This is a genomic window from Paenibacillus shunpengii (assembly GCF_042684905.1).
Classification (GTDB): Bacteria; Bacillota; Bacilli; order Paenibacillales; family Paenibacillaceae; genus Paenibacillus; species Paenibacillus shunpengii.
Window position 1 is genome coordinate 3,027,108 of the sequence record NZ_JBHUMJ010000002.1, and the last position, 20,640, is coordinate 3,047,747.

The window sequence follows — 20,640 nt, forward strand, 5'->3', positions numbered from 1 at the left end:
TATTGAAAATGTTGGTATTTTGTCACAATTTATTTCAATCTATTGTAATCCCCATAATCGATACACCTCACGATGTATTTTTTGTGACAGTTGATTGATTTTTTCTGCTGATTCTTCCTTGCTGCTTCTCACCGAAATTTCACATTTAGGGCATGTAAATATCAAATCTGAAGCAGAAACCTCGGTGGGATTTATCTCTTGTCCTGTGCTCATGATGATGACAAACTTAAATCCGCTCGATTTCAATTGTCTGCATACATCATTTAAGGAGTTCAAATGCTCCTCCGCCGTATAATGAAATGCCGGATACGTGACTACCCGTCCTTTGAATGGAGTTTCAACGATATCAAGAAAATCTCTTAGATTTTCTAAAGCGCTTACAGCTTCAATAGGAGATTCCTGTCCCGTTAGGCCTGTATAGGGAATAATACATGTATCCAAGTAAGGCTTCCATTCCACCCATTCTTCTGGTCTGATCTCGCTGAATTTCAAACGTATATTCCTCCCTATCATGCTTGTTATTCTGTCTCTATTATAATGGTTGTTTCTACCAGATGGAAAGAGATTCAAGGAATTGAATGATATTTACAAAACACAAAAACCCCACTTATTATATGGTGAGACTCCAGCCATATATATAAGCGGGGTTGAACTAAATGAGTTATGAAATTGACTAGGGTCTATAGGCAAAACATGACCTTTATTCGTTAGTTAATTAATCTCAGTTCATCCGTCAGGTTACGAAAAGCCACTTCATCCCCCGATGCCAGTGCTTTATCAATTTCATCCAAGAGCTTTTCACTTCGATGTTTCTTTAATGCCTCGTCCCACACCATCTCAGCAGCCAGTCCTAACATGACCTCGTAAGTAACTTTCATTTTATCCATAGGATGCACCTCCAACCAATTGTTTTATCCAATTTTCTCCGAAATCAAGGAAGGATGACATTGGAGCTGGATATTTTGCTCCCCCAGGCCGTCATTTGTATAGCCTGACCTTCCTGTTCGGAATCTCCGCACCTTATCATTCCTAAATGCAAGAGCATCTGTAATATACGCTGCGTAAAAACGACTTCCTTGGAATCATAGTAGAACGGATGTACCAAATCCCCTATGCTTTCCAACAGCGATGATACTGTGACCCACCTCTCAGCACACCTGCCAATCCAATAAACGACGGATGCTACATTGGGTATAGCCCCTTTATACTGTCTTAACCAAAAGCGGAATAGCTGTATCATCTCTTCTTCCAGTGCTTTTTCCATCGAGGCTCTGCCCTCTGAAGTCAGTTCAAGCAGTCCATCATGTTCAGTTACATATCGATGATGGTACGCATAGTCGTACAGGAGAGCTAATCGGTCCGGGTATTCTTTATAAGTGCGGCCATATCCAAAGCGCCACCCTCCCTTTCCGAGAAGAGATTCCTGAATGTTCAGAAATTCCATCAGCTGTTGTTGAGTACGCCTGTACATAAAACCTTCCTGGTTCAAAGGAATCTCATATTGATCAATGTACTTTAACATCTGTCTGAGATCCTCGGCCAACAGGTGGTGTTCATCCCGATAAGCAGAAGGTTCATTTATGTTTACCATCGAGTGTAAAAATCTTTCCTGCAATATGCGGAGAAATTTAACCTTTAAATCATTAGGTACTTGATACAAATACCGCGTCTGATGAGTCGAGCCATTAAATAGCCATCCGGACTTGGTGAAATGGACAATGATATCTCTGAAAAATGAGACGGGTTGTCCGCCCTTCGGATCAATGGCTTGTCTGGCAAGCGCAGTCAGCTCTTCCATGCTGAAGCTGGCTCTTGGGTCAAATAACAAAGCATTCAAAAAACAAAGATGTCCGATCGGAAGCTTCTCCACCTGTTCTTCAACGAAGGATTTGCTGCCTAACGTAATTAAGATGCTTTGAATCAATTCATGTTTTGAATTGGTTTTACTTGAGCACTCATAATGGTCCGCAATGCGGTTCAGCTGACCGATATCGGCATATGTGAGAAGATCCGCTAAATTCATTGTTCCATCGCCTCGCCGTTTTACTACCATTATGGGAATTATTACAACATTTATTCCAAATTCGCAAAAAAAAATAACCCGAAATATTATCGGGTTACCGCTTAAAGCTACTTCTCGTGAACAGAATCTGCTGCTAGTAAATGCTTCGTACAATTATATAATAGTGGATTCCAATCCGACTCGGCCTTCTCCAGAATCGTTAGTGACAAATTGCCGATCCGCTCCGAATACTGGTCTTCATACAAAGCCCTGTACAACTGAGCAAGCAGTGCACCATGGGATATCACTAGAATATGCTGATCAGGGTATTGCTCTGCTAAGTCATTCATGAAGGACAAGATTCTCGCCTGCATTGCAGGTTCTTTCTCTTGACCCAGATCCTGCAGGTTCCAATCCACTCCCCACTTCTCTTCACGTTCCAGAGCAGTAAGTCCTTCAGCCTGACCAAAGGATCTTTCTTTAAGACGCTCATCTGGAGGCAGCATAGGTGTATTCAAAATGCCGGAAATAATCTCACCTGTCTCCTGCGCACGTGACAATCCGCTGGTAATGATGTAATCCCACTTGTAAGCTTCCTCAAGAAGTCTGTTAGCCAGCAGTCTTGCTTGCTGCCTTCCTTCCTCGTTCAGCGGAATATCACTTTGACCTTGTATACGACCTAATACATTCCAGTCAGTCAATCCATGACGAATAAGACCTATTCTCATTGCTTGCTCCCTTCTCGAGAAGTGATCGCCCGACCATGATGGATGCGTCGAAGAGAGAATAACGCCACTCCCAAAGCAATTAGAGACAGAATCATCCAATGTTCAGGGTACGCCTTCATTCCAACGACTAATGGTTCCATTATACCGCTTGTTCTAATTTCATCTTGATGCCAAAAAGATAACGATGTAGAGGAACTCGCTACAGCCGTCGGAACAATACCCGATTGCTGCTTGGCAACTTCCCCCATGCCAGAGCCCAGACTTGAAGTCATAAAGACAACACTGCACAGAAACAATGCCAGGCATGCAGATATCCAAATCGATAACCGATGGTTCACTGGCTGTGGCAACAATGGATAGGTTCTCACATCGCTCTTCTGAATATTCGGATTATCCTTATAGATCCGATCCATGACTTTGGTATGCATAGATTGGATCTTCTTCTCGGGTATTGGTTCAGCAGTCATAGGGATCAGCTCATACAATTCAGTCCATTCCTCATACTCTGTCCTGCATGCCTTACATCCCTGAATATGCTGCATAAATTCAAGCCTTATTGGGTGATGTGCAGGCAGATCCCAAATCATTGCCATATGCTCTCGGGCATCGCTGCAATTCATTGATTCTTCATCCCCTCGTATTCCTCGTAAATCGGTTCAAAGAAATAAGACTGCAATTGATTCTTGACACTCATTCGAGCACGAAACAACAAGGATTTAACAGAACTTACCGTCTGTCCTAGAATATTAGATATTTCTTGATAGTCTAGTTGGTCATACTCTCTTAAAATGATTGCAGTACGCTGCTTGTCAGGCAGATTGTTAATTGCTTCGCGCACCTTCACAACACGTTCACTCGTAAGCATCGCCTGTTCAGGGACTGTGTCTGCAGAAGCAATTGGCATAAAGCCGCTCTCTTCAAGTGGAATATTTGCAGTTCGTTGTTTGCGAAGCTCACTAAGAACCGTATTTCTAGCAATAGTATACACCCATGTAGAGAAGGATGCATCAATTTCACGGAAAGAATGCAAGCTCCGGTAGGCTTTGTAAAAAGTTTCAGATACTAGATCTTCAGCTAAATGTTCAAGTCCTGAACTTCTCAACATGTGATATACGAAAGCATACATCTTACGCTCATAGCGCTTCATTAATTCTGAGTATAAATCAATATTCCCCTCTTTAATCTCCTTGATCAGCTCTGAATCATCCATTAGGCCTATACTCCTCCTTGCCTATCCTTAGCCTGCTCCCATGCAAGGCATCTAAGAACAACTTATAAGTATTGGGATCACGCTTTCTATAATTACGTCTAACAATCCGTTATAAAGACAGACCGTATAGAAACGGCAGACAAATTTCGTTGAAAGGAATTTTGAATCTTCATCCAAATTGAAAATTTATAAATAAATGACAAAAATGTAATGGTAGAAAGGAGGTGCAGATTGTACTTGCTGCATATTTCCATCCCATATGTAGTAACACTTTCCTAAACATGACTTTATGACCAAGGAACATTATACCATATAACAGACCATAGTTTCCCAATAAAATAGTTAAATTTTTGTAAACTTCATATACATCGTTACTTTCAGCCTAGGCCAGCCTTTTTCTTCATATCCATACCTTAAACGACTACTAAATTAAAGACGGAATTGAACTGGAAATAGTTGCAGGTAAATTGGAATTTAATTTTTGAATTATGCTTAAATCGCAAAGAAGAAATATATTAAAATGCAAAAAAAAGCCGCTCGTTAGGAGCGACTTTCCCATAATAAAGAAATCAATTATATAGCGGGAGAATTCCTCTGTGATTTAAACGATATAAGTGAGAGGTTCACTGAAGTGATTGACGCATGAAGATAATATTTTACTGCTGGAACAGCTCCTCCTCTTCATAAAAAAAAGAGGCCGTGAACCGAGTTCACGACCCGTTGCCCATTTTCAGAGCAACTCAGTTATTGGATAGGAGTGGAGAGAAACCATACTGTACTTTTATTATATGTATACGTTTTCATTTTGTCAACCATTATTATACATTAATTTATTATCTTGTTCATTTGCTCAGTTAAAGCGATTTTATTAGGTTTGAGAATCATGTTGAAGGCAATATAAAAAGCCAGAAAGCCGCTTGCACGCTTCCTAGCTTCTAACGGTGTAATTCTGGGAGATCAGCAGCTGTGCCGCACGTTCCATGTCCTCTTCCTGCCTGAATGACAGCCTTAAGATCCCCGGCACGTCCTCCCGGCTTTCGATAATTTGCATGTTGCTCAAATTGATGGCCGCTGTTCCAAGCTCTGTTGCAATCCTGCCAATAATTCCTGGCGTATCCGGTACATCAATATAAATATCAAACAATGAGGTAATAACGCCTTTTCTTCGCTCTGGAAGCTGATTACGAAACGCGCCTGCAGACCGAAATGCCTCTTCAATCGCTTCCCCATTTTGATGCTCTATCATATCAGTAAACCGCTGAATCTGCATATTCCAATCTTTGAACAATCGCAGAAGCACTTCCCGATTACTTAATAATATATCTCTCCATACAAGAGGATCACTGGATGCAATCCGGGTTATATCCCTGAAGCCTCCGGCTGCAAGCAGCTGATACAGCGGCTCTGCCTCGTTATACCCGCTGACCTGATTGACCAGAGCTACCGCGATGATATGCGGCAAATGACTGATCGCTCCAACGATATCATCATGATGCTTCGGATCAACTCGAATGACCTGTGCTTTCGTATGGGCAAGCAGCTCCTTCAGTGCATTATACACATGCTCAGGAACCCCTTCCAAAGGAGTTAATACATAATATGCATTCTCAAACAGCAAGGCAGAAGCCGCCTCAACACCCGACCTCTCGGACCCAGCCATGGGGTGGCCACCGATAAAATAAGCATCCTGGAAATCAAGGGATTTTGCAGCCGAGGTAATTGAAGCTTTGGTGCTCCCCACATCCGTAATGACGCAGCCTTTCTTAAGCGGAAGCTTGCTGAGATGTTCAAGATAATAATTTAGCATTCCAACCGGTACACTTAAAAATATATAATCCGCATCCATAGCGGCTTCCTCAATTGACAACGTTACTTCATCCAATACGCCGCTCTGCATGTATCGTTCTTGGAGGGCAGGCTCGTGAGCATATCCTACGACGGTAATTCCGGGTTTTCCTCTGAAACACAAGGCAAGGGACCCACCAATGAGTCCCACCCCGAAAATGGCTATTTTTTGTGTATGATTCTCTGATCCATTCATAAGCAGCCGTTACACTCCAGTTGTTTCAGCCTTCAGCACTTGCTCCAGTGCCTTGATGAAAGCCTCGTTCTGTTCTTTGGCACCGACAGATACTCGGATATAGGTTGGATAGACTTGGAAACCTGGACGAACAATAATCCCTTGTCTAAGCAAAGCATCAAACATCTCTCCGGCCGGTCTGCCTGTATCCACCATAATAAAGTTGCCATGCGTAGCAAAGTAGTGGATTCCAAGACGCTCGAATTCGCCCTGCAAATACGTTACTCCTTCACGGTTTAGATCACGGCATTGTGTAATAAAAGCCTGATCACTCAGAGCTGCGCGGGCCGCGGACTGCCCCAATCGATTCGTATTGAACGGTTCTCTTACCTTATTGATCAGCGAGATAACCTCAGGCTGTGCAACACCGTAGCCAATGCGAAGCGCAGCAAGTCCATATATTTTAGAGAATGTGCGCAGCACCACAAGATTAGCGTATTTAGCGAGAAGAGGAATCGTTTGCGGATATGCTGCATCCGTTACGTACTCATAATATGCTTCATCAAGCACTACCATGATATCCTGTGGCACTCGGTCCAGGAAGGATACGAGCTCAGCTTCCGATACGATCGTTCCCGTTGGATTGTTTGGGTTACATACCCAGATAATCTTCGTCTTTGAGGTGACTTTCTCCAGCATTCCTTCAAGATCATGCTTGCCATCAACCAGCGGAACCTCTATGCTAACTGCGCCTTCAATATCAGCATTGCTCTTATAAACGGAGAATGTTTGGTCGGCCATGATTGTCTCATCCCCGCTCACAAGGAACGCTCTGGTAATGAGGGCAATGACTTCATCCGAGCCTGCTCCGAAGATAATCTGCTCTCTGCCTACGTGAAGATGCTCAGCTAGATCAGCTGTCAGATCTCCGGCACTTCCATCAGGATAAATACTTAAATTCATCAGCTCAGCCTGAATCGCTTCTCTTGCTTTTGGCGAGCTGCCATAAGGGTTCTCATTGGAGGCAAGCTTGATCACTTCGCTTAACCCCAGTTCACGTTTGACTTCTTCAATGGGCTTCCCTGGTTTATAGACGGGTATGTTAACGATCTGTGATTTAGGTTTCATTGTTAAAGCCCCTCCTCTGTATACTTAATAAGAATAGCTGCAGCATTCGCTACAGCTTTAATTGTGCCACAAAATTCCGGATTTGCAAAAGCCCCTCTTGCTTGGTTGCCGGATCTGACAGTAATGGAATGCTTGTCTCAATCTGTCTAACGATCGCGCTCCCTACGACAACCCCGTCACATAGCTTAGAGAACCGCTCCACTTGCTCACGGCTTGAAATGCCAAAGCCAACAGCAACGGGAAGAGAAGTGTACGATTTTACCGTGTCAATAAACTCTTCAACTTCCCGGTGGAACGAGGATCTTTCTCCTGTCACACCGAGCGATGATACGCAGTAGATGAATCCTCTTGCTTTTTTAACAATGTTCTCTATTCTTGTCTTTGATGTCGGAGCCACCAGAGGTATAAGGTGGATATTAGCTTTGTCTGCATAGGCTCTAATTTCTTCCGACTCCTCAATTGGCAGATCAGGTATAATGATTCCACTGATATCGTGAGCTTTCAGTAATTCAAAGAAAGTCTCCAGTCCGGTTTGTAGAACAGGATTATAATAAGTAAACAGTACAAACGGCAGCTTCGCCCCTGCTTCTCTGGCTCTTCTTGCTGCCTCCATGCATGTGCGAATGGTAATATGCTGCTTCAATGCACGCTCAGAAGCCCGCTGGATAACAGGTCCATCTGCAAGAGGATCCGAATATGGAACACCAAGCTCGATGACGTCAGCTCCTGCTGCTTCCAGCTCGAGTATAATTTCAATACTTGTCTCGATGTCGGGATCACCAATCGTAAGAAAAGGAATCAGTGCCGTTTTGTCCTCAGATTTGAGCCTCTCAAACGTAAGATCCATTAGATTCAACTGTATGCTCATGAGAGTTGACCTCCCGTGTATTTCATGATGGATTCAACATCCTTGTCTCCCCGGCCGGATAGACAGATGACCACAATCTGATCCTTCTCCATGGCTGGTGCAATCTTGGCCACCTCTGCCACTGCGTGAGCGGATTCGAGCGCAGGAATAATTCCCTCTGTACGGCTGAGTAATTGAAGTGCATCCAGCGCTTCCTTGTCTGTAATCGGAACATACTGAGCACGCTTGATCTCTTTGAGATAGGAATGCTCGGGTCCGACCCCTGGATAATCCAGCCCGGCTGAAATTGAGTGTGCTTCCTGAACTTGTCCGAATTTATCCTGGAGTAAGAGACTCATTGAACCTTGGAATACGCCATGTGTTCCCTTGCTCATCGTAGCCGCGTGAAATTCCGTATCGACGCCTTTGCCTGCAGCTTCACAGCCAATAAGCTCTACGGAGTCGTCATTTAAAAATGGGTAGAACATGCCGATTGCATTAGAGCCTCCACCGACAGCTGCTACAATCTTATCAGGCAGTCTTCCTTCTGCTTCAATAATCTGTCTTCTCGTTTCGTCTCCGATGACGCGCTGAAAATTACGAACCATCAGCGGATATGGATGGGGTCCGACTGCTGAACCGAGAATATAGAAGGTGTCCTCTACATTACTCACCCAGTACCTAAGAGCTTCATTCCCTGCATCCTTCAGCGTCCGGGTGCCCGATGTGACGGGAACAACTTCAGCTCCCAGCATATTCATCCGAAATACATTTAGCTGCTGACGCTTCGTATCCTCTTCTCCCATGAACACCTTGCATTCCAAGCCCAGCAGTGCTGCAACCGTTGCTGTTGCCACCCCATGCTGTCCTGCCCCTGTTTCAGCGATGACCTTTTTCTTACCCATGCGCTTAGCAAGCAGTCCTTGTCCCAGTGCGTTGTTAATTTTATGAGCACCCGTATGGTTTAGATCCTCACGCTTCAAATATATTTTGGCCCCGCCAAGCTGCTGGGTTAAATGTTCTGCATAATAAAGAGGAGTTTCCCTGCCCGAATACTGCTTCAGCAAATAGTTCAATTCCTCATTAAACTCAGGATCCTCTGAAAAACGCTTATACTCCTGCTCTAATTCGATCAGGGCATTCATTAACGTTTCCGGCACATACCGCCCTCCAAAAGGACCAAAACGACCATATTCATCCGGTAATTGCGTCATGCCTTCTTCACCCTCTCCACAAAAGCTGTCATTTTAACGATGTCTTTATGTCCATCTGTCTCAACGCCGCTTGAAACATCTACTCCGTCCGGAGCATAACGACGCACAAGCCCGGTTACGTTCTCCGCATCAAGTCCGCCGGCTACAAACAGCGGAATTCCCGTACGATCAGCCCACTGCTGATAGGGCAGGCTCTTCTCCCAAGCAAAGGTCTTACCGGATCCCCCGCCATATACTCCATCGTAAGTATCGAGCAGAATGGCATCTACTTTACCTTTATACGGGTTCAGCTGATCATGGGCACTCATGCCTGGAGTCTGATTCTCGTGAATGGAGAAAGCTTTAAACACCTGTACCCCAAGCACTTCTCTGACCTTCTGGCAAAAATCCGGGGATTCCTGTCCGTGCAGCTGAATCACGTCCAGTGGAGCTTGATCGAGTACGTCTGTAAGCTCTTCCCAATCAGGATTAACAAACACCCCTGCTGATCTGGGAGAAGGTATGGCTTCCCATTCATTCAGTACCTTACAGAGCTGCGCTGCATGTTCCGCAGATACTTGGCGTCTTGACTTCGCGAATACAAACCCAATAAAATCAACAGTTAAGTGCTTCATTGATTTTAGCACTTCAACGTCCTGAAGTCCACAAATTTTTAGAAGTGGTTGATCCTTCTGTACCGTCATTTCCTCACCTGTTCCCCTGCACCCATAAGCTCAAGAACAGCCTGACTCACATTATCCTGGCGCATAAACTGCTCGCCGACAAGGATGCCTTTGGCACCTGCCTGCTTCACATATTCCACATCTTCCGGTGTGCGAATGCCGCTCTCACTGATTAAGGTGACATGCTCAGGCACAAGGTCTGCAAGTTCAGCGGTCGTTTCAAGTCGAGTTTCAAATGTACGAAGATTGCGGTTGTTAATCCCGATTAGAGTTGCGCTGCCAATATCCAGAACACGTAGTAACTCTTCCTTATCATGAACTTCTACGAGTGCATCCAGGCCCAAATCCCGTGCATAGCTTATATATTTAGACAGCTGGGCTGAATCCAGTATGCTTGCAATAAGCAGAACCGCATCCGCACCGATGATCCGGGCTTCCGCAATTTGCTTCTCATCAATAATAAAATCTTTGCGCAGCAGCGGAACGTTAACCTGCTGACGGATTGCTGTCAAATATTCGGGCTTCCCTTGAAAGTAATGGATATCTGTCAGCACCGACATACAATCTGCACCTGCGGCCTCATATGCCTGGGCTATGTCGACAGGATCGAAATTACTCCGAATTAATCCTTTTGACGGAGAGGCCTTCTTTACTTCAGCAATCAGCCCCATTCCCCTCGCATGCTCCTTGGACAATGCTCTTTCGAAGCCTCTCGTAGCCGACAGTGCCGCAATCCTTTTTTCTGCCTCGTTCATGTCGAATACACTGGATAATGCTGCGACTTCTTCCTTCTTCGTTGCGACAATTCGATCAAGATACATATTCATACTCTCCCGTCTTCTGTATAAGCTGTGTCAATTTATCGGATGCTTTACCGGAATCAATGGCATTTTTGGCCAAGTGAACCCCTTCTGCGATACTTCCTGCAAGTCCTGCTACATAGATGGAAGCCCCTGCGTTTGCAAGAACGATATCCCGATATCCTCCCTGCTCGCCGGAGAGCACACGTTTAATAATGTCTGCATTCTCAGTAGCTGTTCCTCCAAGGACCTGCTGCAAAGGATATACCTTAAGTCCCAGATCATCAGGGTGAATATCATAGGTTTGAACAGCTCCATCCTTTAATTCCGATATCTTCGTCCGGTCTGAAATACTAATCTCATCAAGTCCATCATAGCTTGCTACGACGAGTGCCCGTTTCAGTCCAAGTCTGCCGAGCGATTCCGCAATGGCTTCTGTTCTGGTTACGTCATATACCCCGAGTACTTGCCGGTCTGCTCCAGCTGGATTGGTAAGCGGCCCAAGCAGATTAAAGATCGTCCTTACCCCCAGTTCCTTACGCGGTGCAGCCGCATACTTCATGGAAGGATGATATACCTGAGCGAATAAAAAACAAATATTGATCGCATCCAGGCAGTCTCTCGCCTGCTCTTGATTCAGATGAATGTTAACTCCTAGTGCTTCGAGTACATCCGCACTCCCTGCTCTTCCGCTTGCAGAACGGTTCCCGTGCTTCGCAACCCGTACGGATAAAGAGGAGGCGATGATGGCGGAAGCCGTTGAAATATTGAATTTGCTGATCCCTGATCCCCCGGTTCCACAGGTATCCAGCAGATTGTTCTGCTCTGTGTGGACTCTCGAACAGGATTCTCGCATTGCTTCAGCAAATCCAGTAATTTCATCAACCGTTTCTCCTTTTAGCCGCAGAGCCGTCAGCAGTCCGCCGATTTGTGCTGCAGTCGCTTCTCCGCTCATAATGTGACCCATGACATTCCTTGCTTCAATCTGCGTTAGATCTTTGCCTTCCATGATGCTCATGAGGCCTTGCTGAACAGCATTTCCTGTGATGATGGTGCTCATCGTGATCTCCTCCTTATCAGTTAGATGTATAAATATAGTCTTGATTCGCGTAGTTCTGTGGCACAGCTGCTTTTGGAAACATTTGTTCAGCATATCGAATTGCCGTTAGAAGTGCCTTCGCTTTGTTTACTGTCTCTTCATATTCCATCTCGGGAACCGAATCCCAGACGATGCCAGCCCCTGCCTGAACATAGGCCTTGCCTTCCTTGAATATAATCGTGCGAATCGTGATACAGGAGTCCATATTCCCGCTGAAGCCTAAGTATCCGATCGCTCCAGCATAGGCACCACGTGCTTCACGCTCCAGCTCTGCAATGATCTGCATGGCTCTCAGCTTCGGTGCACCGGATACAGTACCTGCCGGTAGACAGGATAGAAAAGCATCAAAGAAATCCTTATCCTCCCTTATCGTACCGGATACATTCGTCACCATATGCATGACGTGCGAGTATTTCTCAATCTCCATAAATGAATCGCATTTTACGGTTCCAAACTGACTGACCTTTCCGATATCATTACGGCCGAGATCAACGAGCATCAGGTGCTCTGCACATTCCTTCTCGTCCTGAAGCAGGTCTTGAGCTAGACGCTCATCTTCCGCAGCTGTTGCTCCTCTCGGTCTCGTGCCAGCGATTGGCCTAGTTTGAACCCTTCCGCCGTCGACCTTGACAAGCGCTTCTGGCGAGGTGCCCACGATTACTTCTTCTCCAAGCTTTAAATAATACATATACGGTGATGGATTCAGTGTTCTAAGCACCCGGTATACCTGAAGCGGAGATACCTCGGTCTCAATATGAAAGCGCTGGGACAGCACTACTTGAAAAATATCCCCTGCACGGATATATTCCTTAGCCTGTTCAACATTGGAAATAAACTGATCTTTTGTCAGATTTGACTTCACATCACCAAGTTCCACCCCATTTGGCATAGAATGACGATTGGCATTTTCCTTCGGTCCTTCATCCGCTAATATCCTTGCGAGCTTCTCCAGCTTCTGATCCACTAGCTGATAATTACGCAGAATATCCTCATCCCGATCCCCTGGTGCTACATGAACGTTGCCTATTAACAGCAGCTGCTGCTTCACATGGTCAAATACAATGACCTGGTCGCAGAACATAAACTGAATATCATCCATCTGAAGATCATCAACCGCATGCTTCGGCAGCTTCTCGTAATACTGCAGCAGGTCATATCCGAAAAAACCGATCGCTCCGCCCGTAAACGGCGGCAATCCGTCCACCATAGGACTTCGGTACTGCCTGAGCAGCGCCTTTAGCTCTTCTATCGGCTTGCCTTCCATTTGTTGTCTTCGTCCATCGTGCTCTACAGTAATAACTCCGTTCTTACCGGAGATCGTAATGAATGGATCGGTGCCGATAAATGAATATCTCGCCCAATTGCTCCCGCCTTCCACACTCTCTAGCAAAAATGCGTATTCCTGCTCTGCGAACCGGCTGAATAATCGGATGGGTGTCTCCATATCAGCAAGAATTCGCTTAACGACAGGAATCAGATTATATTCCCTGGCTTGTCTAAGTACCTCTTGTGCTTCTATATTCAACATCCTTAAAACACTCCCTTGAGCTTAAGATGGGCGAAAGATGAAGTTCAAGAAGTATGCGTGTATGCAAAAAAACCTCTACGAGACTGTAGAGGTTCATTAACGAATATATGAGTATGTAAGCATAAGAAACCCAAAGAAAATATACTTACCCTATAGTGATTACGCCAATAACATCAGTAGCAGAATCTATTATTAATAATCCTGTACTTACAGCTAATCAGGGTATCTATATTCTTATTCTTCCTGTTTCTCAACTCTTCAAAGGCCTTGCCTTATGCTTAAAGGCCAAGGACTTCTCCCATTTCATCAGCCATGCTACCGTCATGCCTTATGCACTGCCGGCCACAGCCTTCTGATAATGGCTAAGCTCTGCTCTACTCATCAAACGTCTAAACTCTTCTCATCTCTGCTACAGTTCACTATACATAGTTTAACTCGTTTTGGCAAGGTTCTATTTACCCTTTAGCTTTCAGCGGAAGCAGCCAAATCTGGACGCAGTGCCTTCGCACCGTTTAAATAAACATGCTGAATTTCCTTCTGTGATTTCGCTGTATTCACATGGATCATAAAGCGAATGCACTTCTCCAGTGCCCCTTTGACAGGAACCTCCAGGGAGCACATTAAGGGCACAAGCTCCCATCCATCCAGCTCACGGATCGCTTTGGCTGGAAATGCAGCATCAAGATCTTGCGTAAGTGTAATCCATACACTGCAGATTGCTTCCGGCTCAAGCTGATTACGTTCTACGATCTCTTCAAGCAGCTTCGAAGTTTCCTTCATGATTTCAACTTCCGTGTTGCTCGTTACCGTCGTTGCCCCACGTATACCTCTTGTGTACATCATACGTTTACGCCTCTTTCCTTCAGCCCATCTATAACATCCCTGACGTCCTGTACCCGAACATCATTCGCAACGACAACTTCACCGATCTTGGTCGGGATGATAAAGACCATTAGGCCTTCTCTAAATTTTTTGTCATGCATCATGGCAGCCAGAATATCATCTGTACTGATGTCTGCCGGAAGTGAAGTCGGCAGATTCAATGCTTCAAGCATGCGCTTGGTCGTAGTGTATAGCGCCGGATCAGCTCCTCTTAATACTCCGAGCTGTGCGGCACCAACCATCCCGATCGAGATCGCCTCACCATGAAGAAATTTGCCATAACCTGCGATCGCTTCAATCGCATGACCAATTGTGTGACCCAAGTTAAGCGTTGCCCGAATCCCATTTTCTCTTTCGTCCTGGGATACGATATCTGCCTTGATCGAACAGCCGCGCAGCAACCCATACACAAGTGAGTCCTTATCTAAGGAGAGCAGCTTATTCGCATGCTCTTCACACCAGTAGGCAAAATCCTCGTCTTGAATCAGTCCGTGCTTCAGCATTTCTGCAAGACCTGCCGAAACTTCCCGTGGAGGCAGCGTCTTCAGCGTATCCACATCATACAGAACAAACTCAGGTTGGTGGAATGCACCGATAATATTTTTGGCAAGCGGATGGTTGACCGCTACCTTACCCCCTACACTGCTGTCATGAGCAAGGATTGTTGTCGGAATCTGCACAAATCGAACCCCACGCATATATGTAGCGGCTACGAAGCCAGCCAGATCACCGACGACTCCTCCGCCAAGGGCTAGAATAGCCGAGCTTCGATCAAGACCTCCTTCGATCGCAAGGGTCATCATTTCCGTGTAAACGGAGAGAGACTTGGACGTCTCTCCGCTCTGAACCACGGCGGATACAACCTTGTAGCCTTCTTGCTCTAAGGAATCCTTCACAATCTGCAAATAATACGGTGCTATTTGATCATCCGTAATAACCATGATCGGACTCTTGCTGCTTACTCCGTGCTGAGCCAGTTGGCTGCCTGTCTTAGCAAGCAGCCCGCTTCCAATATAAATAGGGTATGAACGCTCGCCCAGGTCAACATTCAGCGTCTTCATGGTTAGTAACGCTCCAATTGTGCATTATAGTTATCCAGATTGGCTCTGATCTCCTCAATGGAATCTCCGCCGAATTTCTCCAGAAACGCCTTGGCAATCTCCCAGGCAACCACATGCTCCATGACTACACTCGCAGCAGGAACTGCGCAAGCATCCGAACGTTCCACTTGAGCCGTGAACGGCTCTTTCGTATCAATATCCACACTTTGCAGTGGCTTGTATAACGTAGGAATCGGCTTCATTACACCGCGTACTACAACAGGCATGCCGTTCGTCACACCGCCCTCAAACCCGCCCAGGCGATTGGATGCACGATGGTATCCCTTATCCTCACTGTACAGGATTTCATCATGAACCTGTGATCCCGGAATCGTACCCGCTTCAAATCCAATACCGATCTCGACACCCTTGAAGGCATTAATTGACATGACGGCCTGTGCAATACGTCCATCAAGCTTACGATCATACTGTACATAGCTTCCAAGCCCGACAGGAACACCTTCCACGATACATTCTACAATGCCGCCAATGGAGTCCCCATCTTTCTTGATCTGATCAATGTAAGCTTCCATCTTCTTCTCTGTTTCAGGATCGGTTACACGAACTGAGGAAGCTTCTGTACGGCTGCGCAGCTCTTCGATCGGGAGTTCCTCATACGGAGCTTCGATCTCACCGATTCGCAGCACGCGGCCGGCAATTTGTATCCCGAACTCAGCCAGAAGCTGACGTGCAATGGCTCCCACCGCCACTCGTACCGTCGTTTCCCGAGCACTGGAGCGCTCAAGCACATTTCTGAGATCCTTCAGATTGTATTTAAGTCCTCCATTCAGATCTGCATGTCCTGGCCTTGGACGATGGATTCTACGCTTCTCTTCATCAGTGCCTTCAATCGGCTCAATGTTCATAATATTACGCCAGTGCGTCCAGTCCTTATTCTCAACGACCAGTGCTACCGGCGCTCCTGTTGTATATCCATGGCGTATACCGCCAACAAATTCAGCTGTGTCCTTCTCTATTTGCATCCGACGCCCGCGTCCGTACCCCTTCTGGCGGCGATGCAGCTGAAAATTCAGCTCCTCAAAATCTACTTTCATATTACTTGGAAGTCCCTCTACGATTGCTGTCAATTGGGGTCCGTGCGTTTCCCCTGCGGTTAAATAACGAAGACTCATAATACGTTCCCCCTTTATACTGTTAAGCTTTAAACTGCTAAAATGTTTAATCTTTGATCATTATAGTATAGCATGTTATGTTTGACAAGAATGGATCTGTTTTCGCCCCATTCCAGTTATTCGAATGGGGATATGAAGAAACGCCTATCCTCATAACGGGACAGGCGTTTCTTTATATGCTCCATTACTTGCCAGTCGTTAGTCCAGCCCGCCATGACAGCTCATGACGATCAGCATCAGACTGAGACTTGATCTCACCAAGCATCCGCTCCATTTGAGTCGTGTCCAGCCCGATGATCTGGGCACACTCCCGGATATTGATTAACCCTTGTCTATATGCAGTGATTACCGTTCTTTTGTCCATTCTTTTACCCCCAAAAAGTCTTTACGCAGATAGTTCCAGTATTGGGCAATTCATACTAGAACTATACTTAAATAGACTTTTGGTAAAAAAAGGTGTCTGCCGAAACCAAGTTATATTGAGCGGGAGAAAAGATCTGCTCTGTGCTTCCCACGAACAATACCCCGCCCGGTCTAAGCGCCTTGGCGAACTTTTGATACAGTAAATGCTTCGCCTCTTCCGTAAAATAAATCATGACATTTCGGCAAACGATGAGATCAAAACCTTCCTCAAATGTATCAGACAGCAAGTTCTGCTTGCTAAAGCGCACCGCCTGTTTCAGCCTGCGATCAATATGAAACTGAAGCCCATCCTCTGTAAAGTAACGTCTGCACACGGACTCAGGCACTTCTCTCAGTGAACGCTCCAGATATGTACCCTTGCTGGCTCTGGCCAGAGCCCCTTCATCAATATCAGTTGCGAGCAATTCCGTCTGACTTAACAAGCCCAACATATCAACAATCATAGCCAATGTATACGGCTCTTCGCCTGTAGAACAAGCGGCACTCCAGATCTTGAGCTTCTGTTGATCCCGGGTCAGGCTGGGCAGAATGCGATCCTTAAGTACTTCCCATCTGTTCCGGTTCCGCCAAAATTCAGAGACATTGATGGTCATTCGATCCAGAAATTCAAGAAATAAAGCTTTGTTGCGGGTCATTTCATCAAAAAAGGATGCAAAGCCCTCATGCCCGTGCTTGTTACGAAGCGTCGTAAGTCTTCGTTTCATTTGGGCTTCTTTGTATTGCGAAAGATCAATACCCGTGGCCTGTTTTACATTACGAACAAATAGCAAGTAATCGGATTGCGTAGTTTCCATCTCTAGATTGGACACATGAAACCTTCTTTCTTAGGAAAAGAACCGCACATTTTATGTCCAGACAGCAATCGTTTTATCATAAGCAACCAGTTCTTCTTCTGCAAAGAAATTACGGAGTTCTCTGGCCGCACTCTCTGGGGAATCAGAGCCATGAATCAAATTATGTGGAGTGATCGCCGCAAAGTCTCCCCGAATCGTGCCAGGAAGCGCTTCTTTCACATTTGTCTTGCCGATGAGCATCCGTGATAGAGTGATAATGTCTTCACCTTCCCATACCATCGCAAATACAGGTCCGGAAGTAATGAAGGACACCAAGTCATCAAAGAAAGGCTTGCCATCATGCTCGGCGTAGTGACGTTTAGCTTGTTCATCTGTGACCTGTACAAATTTCCCTGCCACCAGCTTAAACCCCTTGTCCTCAAACCGGCTAATAATACGTCCAATCAATCCACGCTGAACCCCATCTGGTTTCACCATTAAAAAAGTACGCTCCATCGTCTATTCCCTCCAGGCTTTGTTTAAGAATCAGGGCGTATCTTAAACACAAAAAACAAATTCCACTCCAGTGAGTTATAAGACACGCCCCAGCTAGCTGCATAATGACTTTCGACTTGCTTTCTTGATGTTCCTGCCAGGTTAATATGAACGTTTTACAACAAAATGAGCGATATCCCGTAGATTTTTCTTCGTCTTAATGTCAGGAAGTCCTTCCAGTGCATCAAGAGCTTTATTCATATATCGGTCAGCGAGCGCCTCAGCTTTAGCCATTCCATCGCTTTCACGAATCATGCCTACTGCAGCTTGCACGGACCCCTTGTCTCCATCTTCATGAATCCGATGAATAAGCTGGAGCAGGTCCTCCCGAATACGCTCTTCCTGCAACGCGAAAATAACAGGTATCGTAATATTGCCCTGAAGCATGTCACTACCGGGCGGTTTGCCGAGCTGCTTCTCTGTGCCTCTCAGATCAAGCAGATCATCCTGAATCTGAAAGGCCATGCCTACATTGTAGCCATAGCTGTAGAGTCTTCTGCACACCTCTTTATCGGCACCGGCTGCCACAGCCCCAAGCTGACAGCTGATCGCGATAAGGAGTGCTGTTTTGCGCCGTATCCGCAGCAAATAGTTACGTACACTTTGATCGGTGTTAAAGAAGTCCCTGATCTGTTCCATTTCGCCAATCGTCATTTGCACCATAGCCTTCGCCATCGTCTGATGGATCAGCGGATTAGGCAGCTCCGCTATAATCGACATGGCACGTGCATAGATATAGTCACCCGTATACATCGCGATCCGGTTGTCCCATTTCGATTTGACGGTAAGCTGTCCTCGTCTTGTTTCCGCATTGTCAATTACATCATCATGAACAAGCGACGAGGAATGGATCAGCTCTAGCGGAACTGCCACGTGCTTCAATACCTCGATGTCATAGTTCCCAAACTTCCCCCCAAGCAGGACAAAGACCGGTCTAAGCCGTTTGCCGCCTGCTTTAAGCAAGTGCAGTGACGTTTCGGCAAGCAGAGGCTCACTCGTTTCTACACCGCGGTATAACTCTTTCTCTATATAACTTATATCCTTTTTTAGTGCTGTCAAAATATCAAGTAGTTTCATTCCGTCACCCGTATCAGCTTATTCTCATTCCAGAGATCCACCTGGACCTCATGCTCCATGAGACCAAGCTCATGTGCATAACGGAAATACAGTTGCAGCCCTTGCAACTCATTTTCGCCAAAATCATAAACCAAATTTCTAAAATACGCATACCAATATGCCTCAGAACCGCCAATGTGCTGTACTGCATGCTTAACAACGGGTGCAAGATCACGCAGGCTTGCAGTCTTGCTGCTATAAAACGCATCAGCAATCTCTTTTACAGCATCTCCATTGTTGTCCGCGTAACTTCGATTTACTGCCCACACGGCATAAGTCATCCGGTGCCCAGTATACCGATACCATAACTCACCCAGATCGTAAACATAATAATCATGGTCTGCCCAGGAAGCTTTGATGGCATGGTCTCCAATAAGCAGAGCAGCATCTGCATTCTCCATCATACTCTCAAGTTCAGGCTCCATCGTAATATAATCAGGATTACCCTCATAGAACTTCGTCATAATCACTTTGAGCAAATTTACTGAGGTTGCTGAAGTATTGGTCAGTGCAATCGTACGGTTTACGATAGATTCAATGGGTTCCTTGCTGAATAGCAGAATGGATTTCACTTCTCCCCGGCTGCTGACTGAAATATCCGGTAACAGGAATAATCGATCCGATGCCATGCCGTATGCAAAGGAAGACATCGCACTTAAATCCAGTGATCCTTCATGTATTCGTTCATTCAATCTGGCAGGCACCTCAGTGACCAGCTCTGCCGGATTCGTAAGCCCAGCCGGCTCGAAGTAGTGATACATAGGCCATGCATTGGTGTAGCTTATTTTTCCGATGGTGGTTACTTGATGTAATTCCTTCAATTCTCCTCCCCCCATCTCTTAAATAAGTTATGCTCGATGTGAAGAACATCCAGTACTTTACCCACCAAGAAATGGATAAGGTCATCCATCGTTTTAGGATGATAATAGAATGCCGGCATCGCTGGAATCATTTTCACACCAAGCCGGCTCAGCTTCAGCATATTTTCCAGGTGAATCGCATGAAGCGGAGTTTCCCGGGGCACCAGTACGAGTGGACGTCCTTCTTTCATCATGACATCAGCCGCCCTGGCCATCAAGTTGTCCGAGGCTCCATGCGCTATCGCTGATAACGTCCCCATTGAGCACGGCATTATAATCATGCCATCCATTAAGAAGGATCCGCTTGCAATAGAAGCCCCTATATCGCTAACAGGATGATATATAAGAGAACCGGGTCGGTTCCCGAACTTCTCGTTCAAAATCCCTTCCCGGTCCGAAACATTCCAGCCTAGTTCTTCTTTTAACACACGCCAGCCTGCATTCGAAACGACAAGATGTATCTCATAATCCTGATCAAGCAATGTCTCGATCAGCCTGACTCCGTAAATACTGCCACTCGCGCCCGTTATGCCGACAGCGAGTCTTTTTAATCTATTCAT

At 45.8% G+C, this 20,640-nt stretch carries 23 protein-coding genes; all 23 read right to left on the reverse strand.

What is annotated here, in order from left to right; translation table 11 throughout:
* Nucleotides 1-39: 39 nt before the first annotated feature.
* The gene (locus ACFSVM_RS14075; RefSeq protein WP_177178678.1) at nucleotides 40-492 is read right to left on the reverse strand and encodes a DUF2487 family protein; all 453 of its coding nucleotides are present in this window, start codon (nucleotides 490-492) and stop codon (nucleotides 40-42) included.
* A 215-nt stretch (nucleotides 493-707) separates the two neighbouring features.
* Nucleotides 708-887: an IDEAL domain-containing protein gene (locus tag ACFSVM_RS14080; protein WP_047911150.1), complete on the reverse strand. Its 180-nt coding sequence runs from the start codon at nucleotides 885-887 to the stop codon at nucleotides 708-710.
* 44 nt (nucleotides 888-931) lie between these two features.
* On the reverse strand, nucleotides 932-2,023 hold the full coding sequence (locus ACFSVM_RS14085; protein ID WP_090723978.1) for a hypothetical protein: 1,092 nt from the start codon (nucleotides 2,021-2,023) through the stop codon (nucleotides 932-934).
* Nucleotides 2,024-2,130: 107 nt separating this feature from the next.
* Complete coding sequence (locus tag ACFSVM_RS14090) at nucleotides 2,131-2,730, reverse strand: histidine phosphatase family protein (protein WP_090723976.1); 600 nt, start codon at nucleotides 2,728-2,730, stop codon at nucleotides 2,131-2,133.
* Complete coding sequence (locus ACFSVM_RS14095; protein ID WP_076312878.1) at nucleotides 2,727-3,350, reverse strand: anti-sigma factor family protein; 624 nt, start codon at nucleotides 3,348-3,350, stop codon at nucleotides 2,727-2,729. The genes ACFSVM_RS14090 and ACFSVM_RS14095 overlap by 4 nt, the downstream gene beginning before the upstream one ends.
* Nucleotides 3,347-3,940, reverse strand: coding sequence for an RNA polymerase sigma factor (locus ACFSVM_RS14100; RefSeq protein WP_076312879.1), 594 nt, complete (start codon nucleotides 3,938-3,940; stop codon nucleotides 3,347-3,349). Before ACFSVM_RS14100 ends, ACFSVM_RS14095 begins: the two co-directional genes overlap by 4 nt.
* A gap of 928 nt (nucleotides 3,941-4,868) precedes the next feature.
* Entirely contained in the window at nucleotides 4,869-5,981 is a 1,113-nt protein-coding gene (locus tag ACFSVM_RS14105; protein ID WP_090723975.1) for a prephenate dehydrogenase, read from the reverse strand.
* A 9-nt stretch (nucleotides 5,982-5,990) separates the two neighbouring features.
* Nucleotides 5,991-7,088, reverse strand: coding sequence for a histidinol-phosphate transaminase (gene hisC, locus ACFSVM_RS14110; RefSeq protein WP_076312881.1), 1,098 nt, complete (start codon nucleotides 7,086-7,088; stop codon nucleotides 5,991-5,993).
* Nucleotides 7,089-7,137: 49 nt separating this feature from the next.
* Nucleotides 7,138-7,944 (reverse strand): tryptophan synthase subunit alpha, encoded by an 807-nt coding sequence (trpA, locus tag ACFSVM_RS14115; RefSeq protein ID WP_076313517.1) that lies wholly within the window; start codon nucleotides 7,942-7,944, stop codon nucleotides 7,138-7,140.
* An 8-nt stretch (nucleotides 7,945-7,952) separates the two neighbouring features.
* Nucleotides 7,953-9,149 carry a tryptophan synthase subunit beta gene (gene trpB / locus ACFSVM_RS14120; protein ID WP_090723973.1) on the reverse strand — a complete coding sequence of 399 codons (1,197 nt, stop codon included), beginning with the start codon at nucleotides 9,147-9,149 and terminating at the stop codon, nucleotides 7,953-7,955.
* Nucleotides 9,146-9,832 carry a phosphoribosylanthranilate isomerase gene (locus tag ACFSVM_RS14125; protein ID WP_076312883.1) on the reverse strand — a complete coding sequence of 229 codons (687 nt, stop codon included), beginning with the start codon at nucleotides 9,830-9,832 and terminating at the stop codon, nucleotides 9,146-9,148. The genes trpB and ACFSVM_RS14125 overlap by 4 nt, the downstream gene beginning before the upstream one ends.
* A complete protein-coding gene (gene trpC / locus ACFSVM_RS14130) occupies nucleotides 9,829-10,632 on the reverse strand; it encodes an indole-3-glycerol phosphate synthase TrpC (RefSeq protein ID WP_076312884.1) in 804 nt (267 codons plus the stop codon). The genes ACFSVM_RS14125 and trpC overlap by 4 nt, the downstream gene beginning before the upstream one ends.
* On the reverse strand, nucleotides 10,622-11,671 hold the full coding sequence (gene trpD, locus ACFSVM_RS14135; RefSeq protein ID WP_076312885.1) for an anthranilate phosphoribosyltransferase: 1,050 nt from the start codon (nucleotides 11,669-11,671) through the stop codon (nucleotides 10,622-10,624). The genes trpC and trpD overlap by 11 nt, the downstream gene beginning before the upstream one ends.
* Before the next feature lie 16 nt (nucleotides 11,672-11,687).
* Nucleotides 11,688-13,238, reverse strand: coding sequence for an anthranilate synthase component I (gene trpE / locus ACFSVM_RS14140; RefSeq protein WP_090723972.1), 1,551 nt, complete (start codon nucleotides 13,236-13,238; stop codon nucleotides 11,688-11,690).
* Between the two features lie 462 nt (nucleotides 13,239-13,700).
* Nucleotides 13,701-14,078 carry a chorismate mutase gene (gene aroH / locus ACFSVM_RS14145; RefSeq protein WP_090724514.1) on the reverse strand — a complete coding sequence of 126 codons (378 nt, stop codon included), beginning with the start codon at nucleotides 14,076-14,078 and terminating at the stop codon, nucleotides 13,701-13,703.
* The gene (aroB, locus tag ACFSVM_RS14150; protein ID WP_090723970.1) at nucleotides 14,078-15,181 is read right to left on the reverse strand and encodes a 3-dehydroquinate synthase; all 1,104 of its coding nucleotides are present in this window, start codon (nucleotides 15,179-15,181) and stop codon (nucleotides 14,078-14,080) included. The genes aroH and aroB overlap by 1 nt, the downstream gene beginning before the upstream one ends.
* Before the next feature lie 2 nt (nucleotides 15,182-15,183).
* Nucleotides 15,184-16,353 (reverse strand): chorismate synthase, encoded by a 1,170-nt coding sequence (gene aroC / locus ACFSVM_RS14155; RefSeq protein WP_090723969.1) that lies wholly within the window; start codon nucleotides 16,351-16,353, stop codon nucleotides 15,184-15,186.
* Between the two features lie 184 nt (nucleotides 16,354-16,537).
* On the reverse strand, nucleotides 16,538-16,717 hold the full coding sequence (locus ACFSVM_RS14160) for a hypothetical protein (protein WP_076312890.1): 180 nt from the start codon (nucleotides 16,715-16,717) through the stop codon (nucleotides 16,538-16,540).
* 67 nt (nucleotides 16,718-16,784) lie between these two features.
* Nucleotides 16,785-17,585, reverse strand: coding sequence for a CheR family methyltransferase (locus tag ACFSVM_RS14165; RefSeq protein WP_090723967.1), 801 nt, complete (start codon nucleotides 17,583-17,585; stop codon nucleotides 16,785-16,787).
* 36 nt (nucleotides 17,586-17,621) lie between these two features.
* The gene (ndk, locus tag ACFSVM_RS14170; protein WP_047911134.1) at nucleotides 17,622-18,065 is read right to left on the reverse strand and encodes a nucleoside-diphosphate kinase; all 444 of its coding nucleotides are present in this window, start codon (nucleotides 18,063-18,065) and stop codon (nucleotides 17,622-17,624) included.
* 141 nt (nucleotides 18,066-18,206) lie between these two features.
* The gene (locus ACFSVM_RS14175) at nucleotides 18,207-19,181 is read right to left on the reverse strand and encodes a polyprenyl synthetase family protein (RefSeq protein WP_090723965.1); all 975 of its coding nucleotides are present in this window, start codon (nucleotides 19,179-19,181) and stop codon (nucleotides 18,207-18,209) included.
* Nucleotides 19,178-19,981, reverse strand: coding sequence for a menaquinone biosynthetic enzyme MqnA/MqnD family protein (locus ACFSVM_RS14180; protein WP_256209704.1), 804 nt, complete (start codon nucleotides 19,979-19,981; stop codon nucleotides 19,178-19,180). The genes ACFSVM_RS14175 and ACFSVM_RS14180 overlap by 4 nt, the downstream gene beginning before the upstream one ends.
* 56 nt (nucleotides 19,982-20,037) lie before the next feature.
* Nucleotides 20,038-20,640, reverse strand: coding sequence for a UbiX family flavin prenyltransferase (locus ACFSVM_RS14185; RefSeq protein ID WP_076312894.1), 603 nt, complete (start codon nucleotides 20,638-20,640; stop codon nucleotides 20,038-20,040).

Excerpts from the sequence above, each read along its gene's own strand:
- ACFSVM_RS14185 (WP_076312894.1), bottom strand. The coding sequence starts at position 20,640 with ATGAATAGATTAAAAAGACTCGCTGTCGGCATAACGGGCGCGAGTGGC.
- ndk (WP_047911134.1), bottom strand. The coding sequence starts at position 18,065 with ATGGAGCGTACTTTTTTAATGGTGAAACCAGATGGGGTTCAGCGTGGA.
- ACFSVM_RS14095 (WP_076312878.1), bottom strand. The coding sequence starts at position 3,350 with ATGAATTGCAGCGATGCCCGAGAGCATATGGCAATGATTTGGGATCTG.
- aroH (WP_090724514.1), bottom strand. The coding sequence starts at position 14,078 with ATGTACACAAGAGGTATACGTGGGGCAACGACGGTAACGAGCAACACG.
- trpD (WP_076312885.1), bottom strand. The coding sequence starts at position 11,671 with ATGAGCACCATCATCACAGGAAATGCTGTTCAGCAAGGCCTCATGAGC.
- ACFSVM_RS14100 (WP_076312879.1), bottom strand. The coding sequence starts at position 3,940 with ATGGATGATTCAGAGCTGATCAAGGAGATTAAAGAGGGGAATATTGAT.
- ACFSVM_RS14180 (WP_256209704.1), bottom strand. The coding sequence starts at position 19,981 with ATGTATCACTACTTCGAGCCGGCTGGGCTTACGAATCCGGCAGAGCTG.
- trpE (WP_090723972.1), bottom strand. The coding sequence starts at position 13,238 with ATGTTGAATATAGAAGCACAAGAGGTACTTAGACAAGCCAGGGAATAT.
- ACFSVM_RS14080 (WP_047911150.1), bottom strand. The coding sequence starts at position 887 with ATGGATAAAATGAAAGTTACTTACGAGGTCATGTTAGGACTGGCTGCT.
- ACFSVM_RS14175 (WP_090723965.1), bottom strand. The coding sequence starts at position 19,181 with ATGAAACTACTTGATATTTTGACAGCACTAAAAAAGGATATAAGTTAT.
- ACFSVM_RS14085 (WP_090723978.1), bottom strand. The coding sequence starts at position 2,023 with ATGAATTTAGCGGATCTTCTCACATATGCCGATATCGGTCAGCTGAAC.
- aroC (WP_090723969.1), bottom strand. The coding sequence starts at position 16,353 with ATGAGTCTTCGTTATTTAACCGCAGGGGAAACGCACGGACCCCAATTG.
- ACFSVM_RS14125 (WP_076312883.1), bottom strand. The coding sequence starts at position 9,832 with ATGACGGTACAGAAGGATCAACCACTTCTAAAAATTTGTGGACTTCAG.
- trpC (WP_076312884.1), bottom strand. The coding sequence starts at position 10,632 with ATGTATCTTGATCGAATTGTCGCAACGAAGAAGGAAGAAGTCGCAGCA.
- trpB (WP_090723973.1), bottom strand. The coding sequence starts at position 9,149 with ATGACGCAATTACCGGATGAATATGGTCGTTTTGGTCCTTTTGGAGGG.
- aroB (WP_090723970.1), bottom strand. The coding sequence starts at position 15,181 with ATGAAGACGCTGAATGTTGACCTGGGCGAGCGTTCATACCCTATTTAT.
- ACFSVM_RS14105 (WP_090723975.1), bottom strand. The coding sequence starts at position 5,981 with ATGAATGGATCAGAGAATCATACACAAAAAATAGCCATTTTCGGGGTG.
- ACFSVM_RS14160 (WP_076312890.1), bottom strand. The coding sequence starts at position 16,717 with ATGGACAAAAGAACGGTAATCACTGCATATAGACAAGGGTTAATCAAT.
- hisC (WP_076312881.1), bottom strand. The coding sequence starts at position 7,088 with ATGAAACCTAAATCACAGATCGTTAACATACCCGTCTATAAACCAGGG.
- ACFSVM_RS14090 (WP_090723976.1), bottom strand. The coding sequence starts at position 2,730 with ATGAGAATAGGTCTTATTCGTCATGGATTGACTGACTGGAATGTATTA.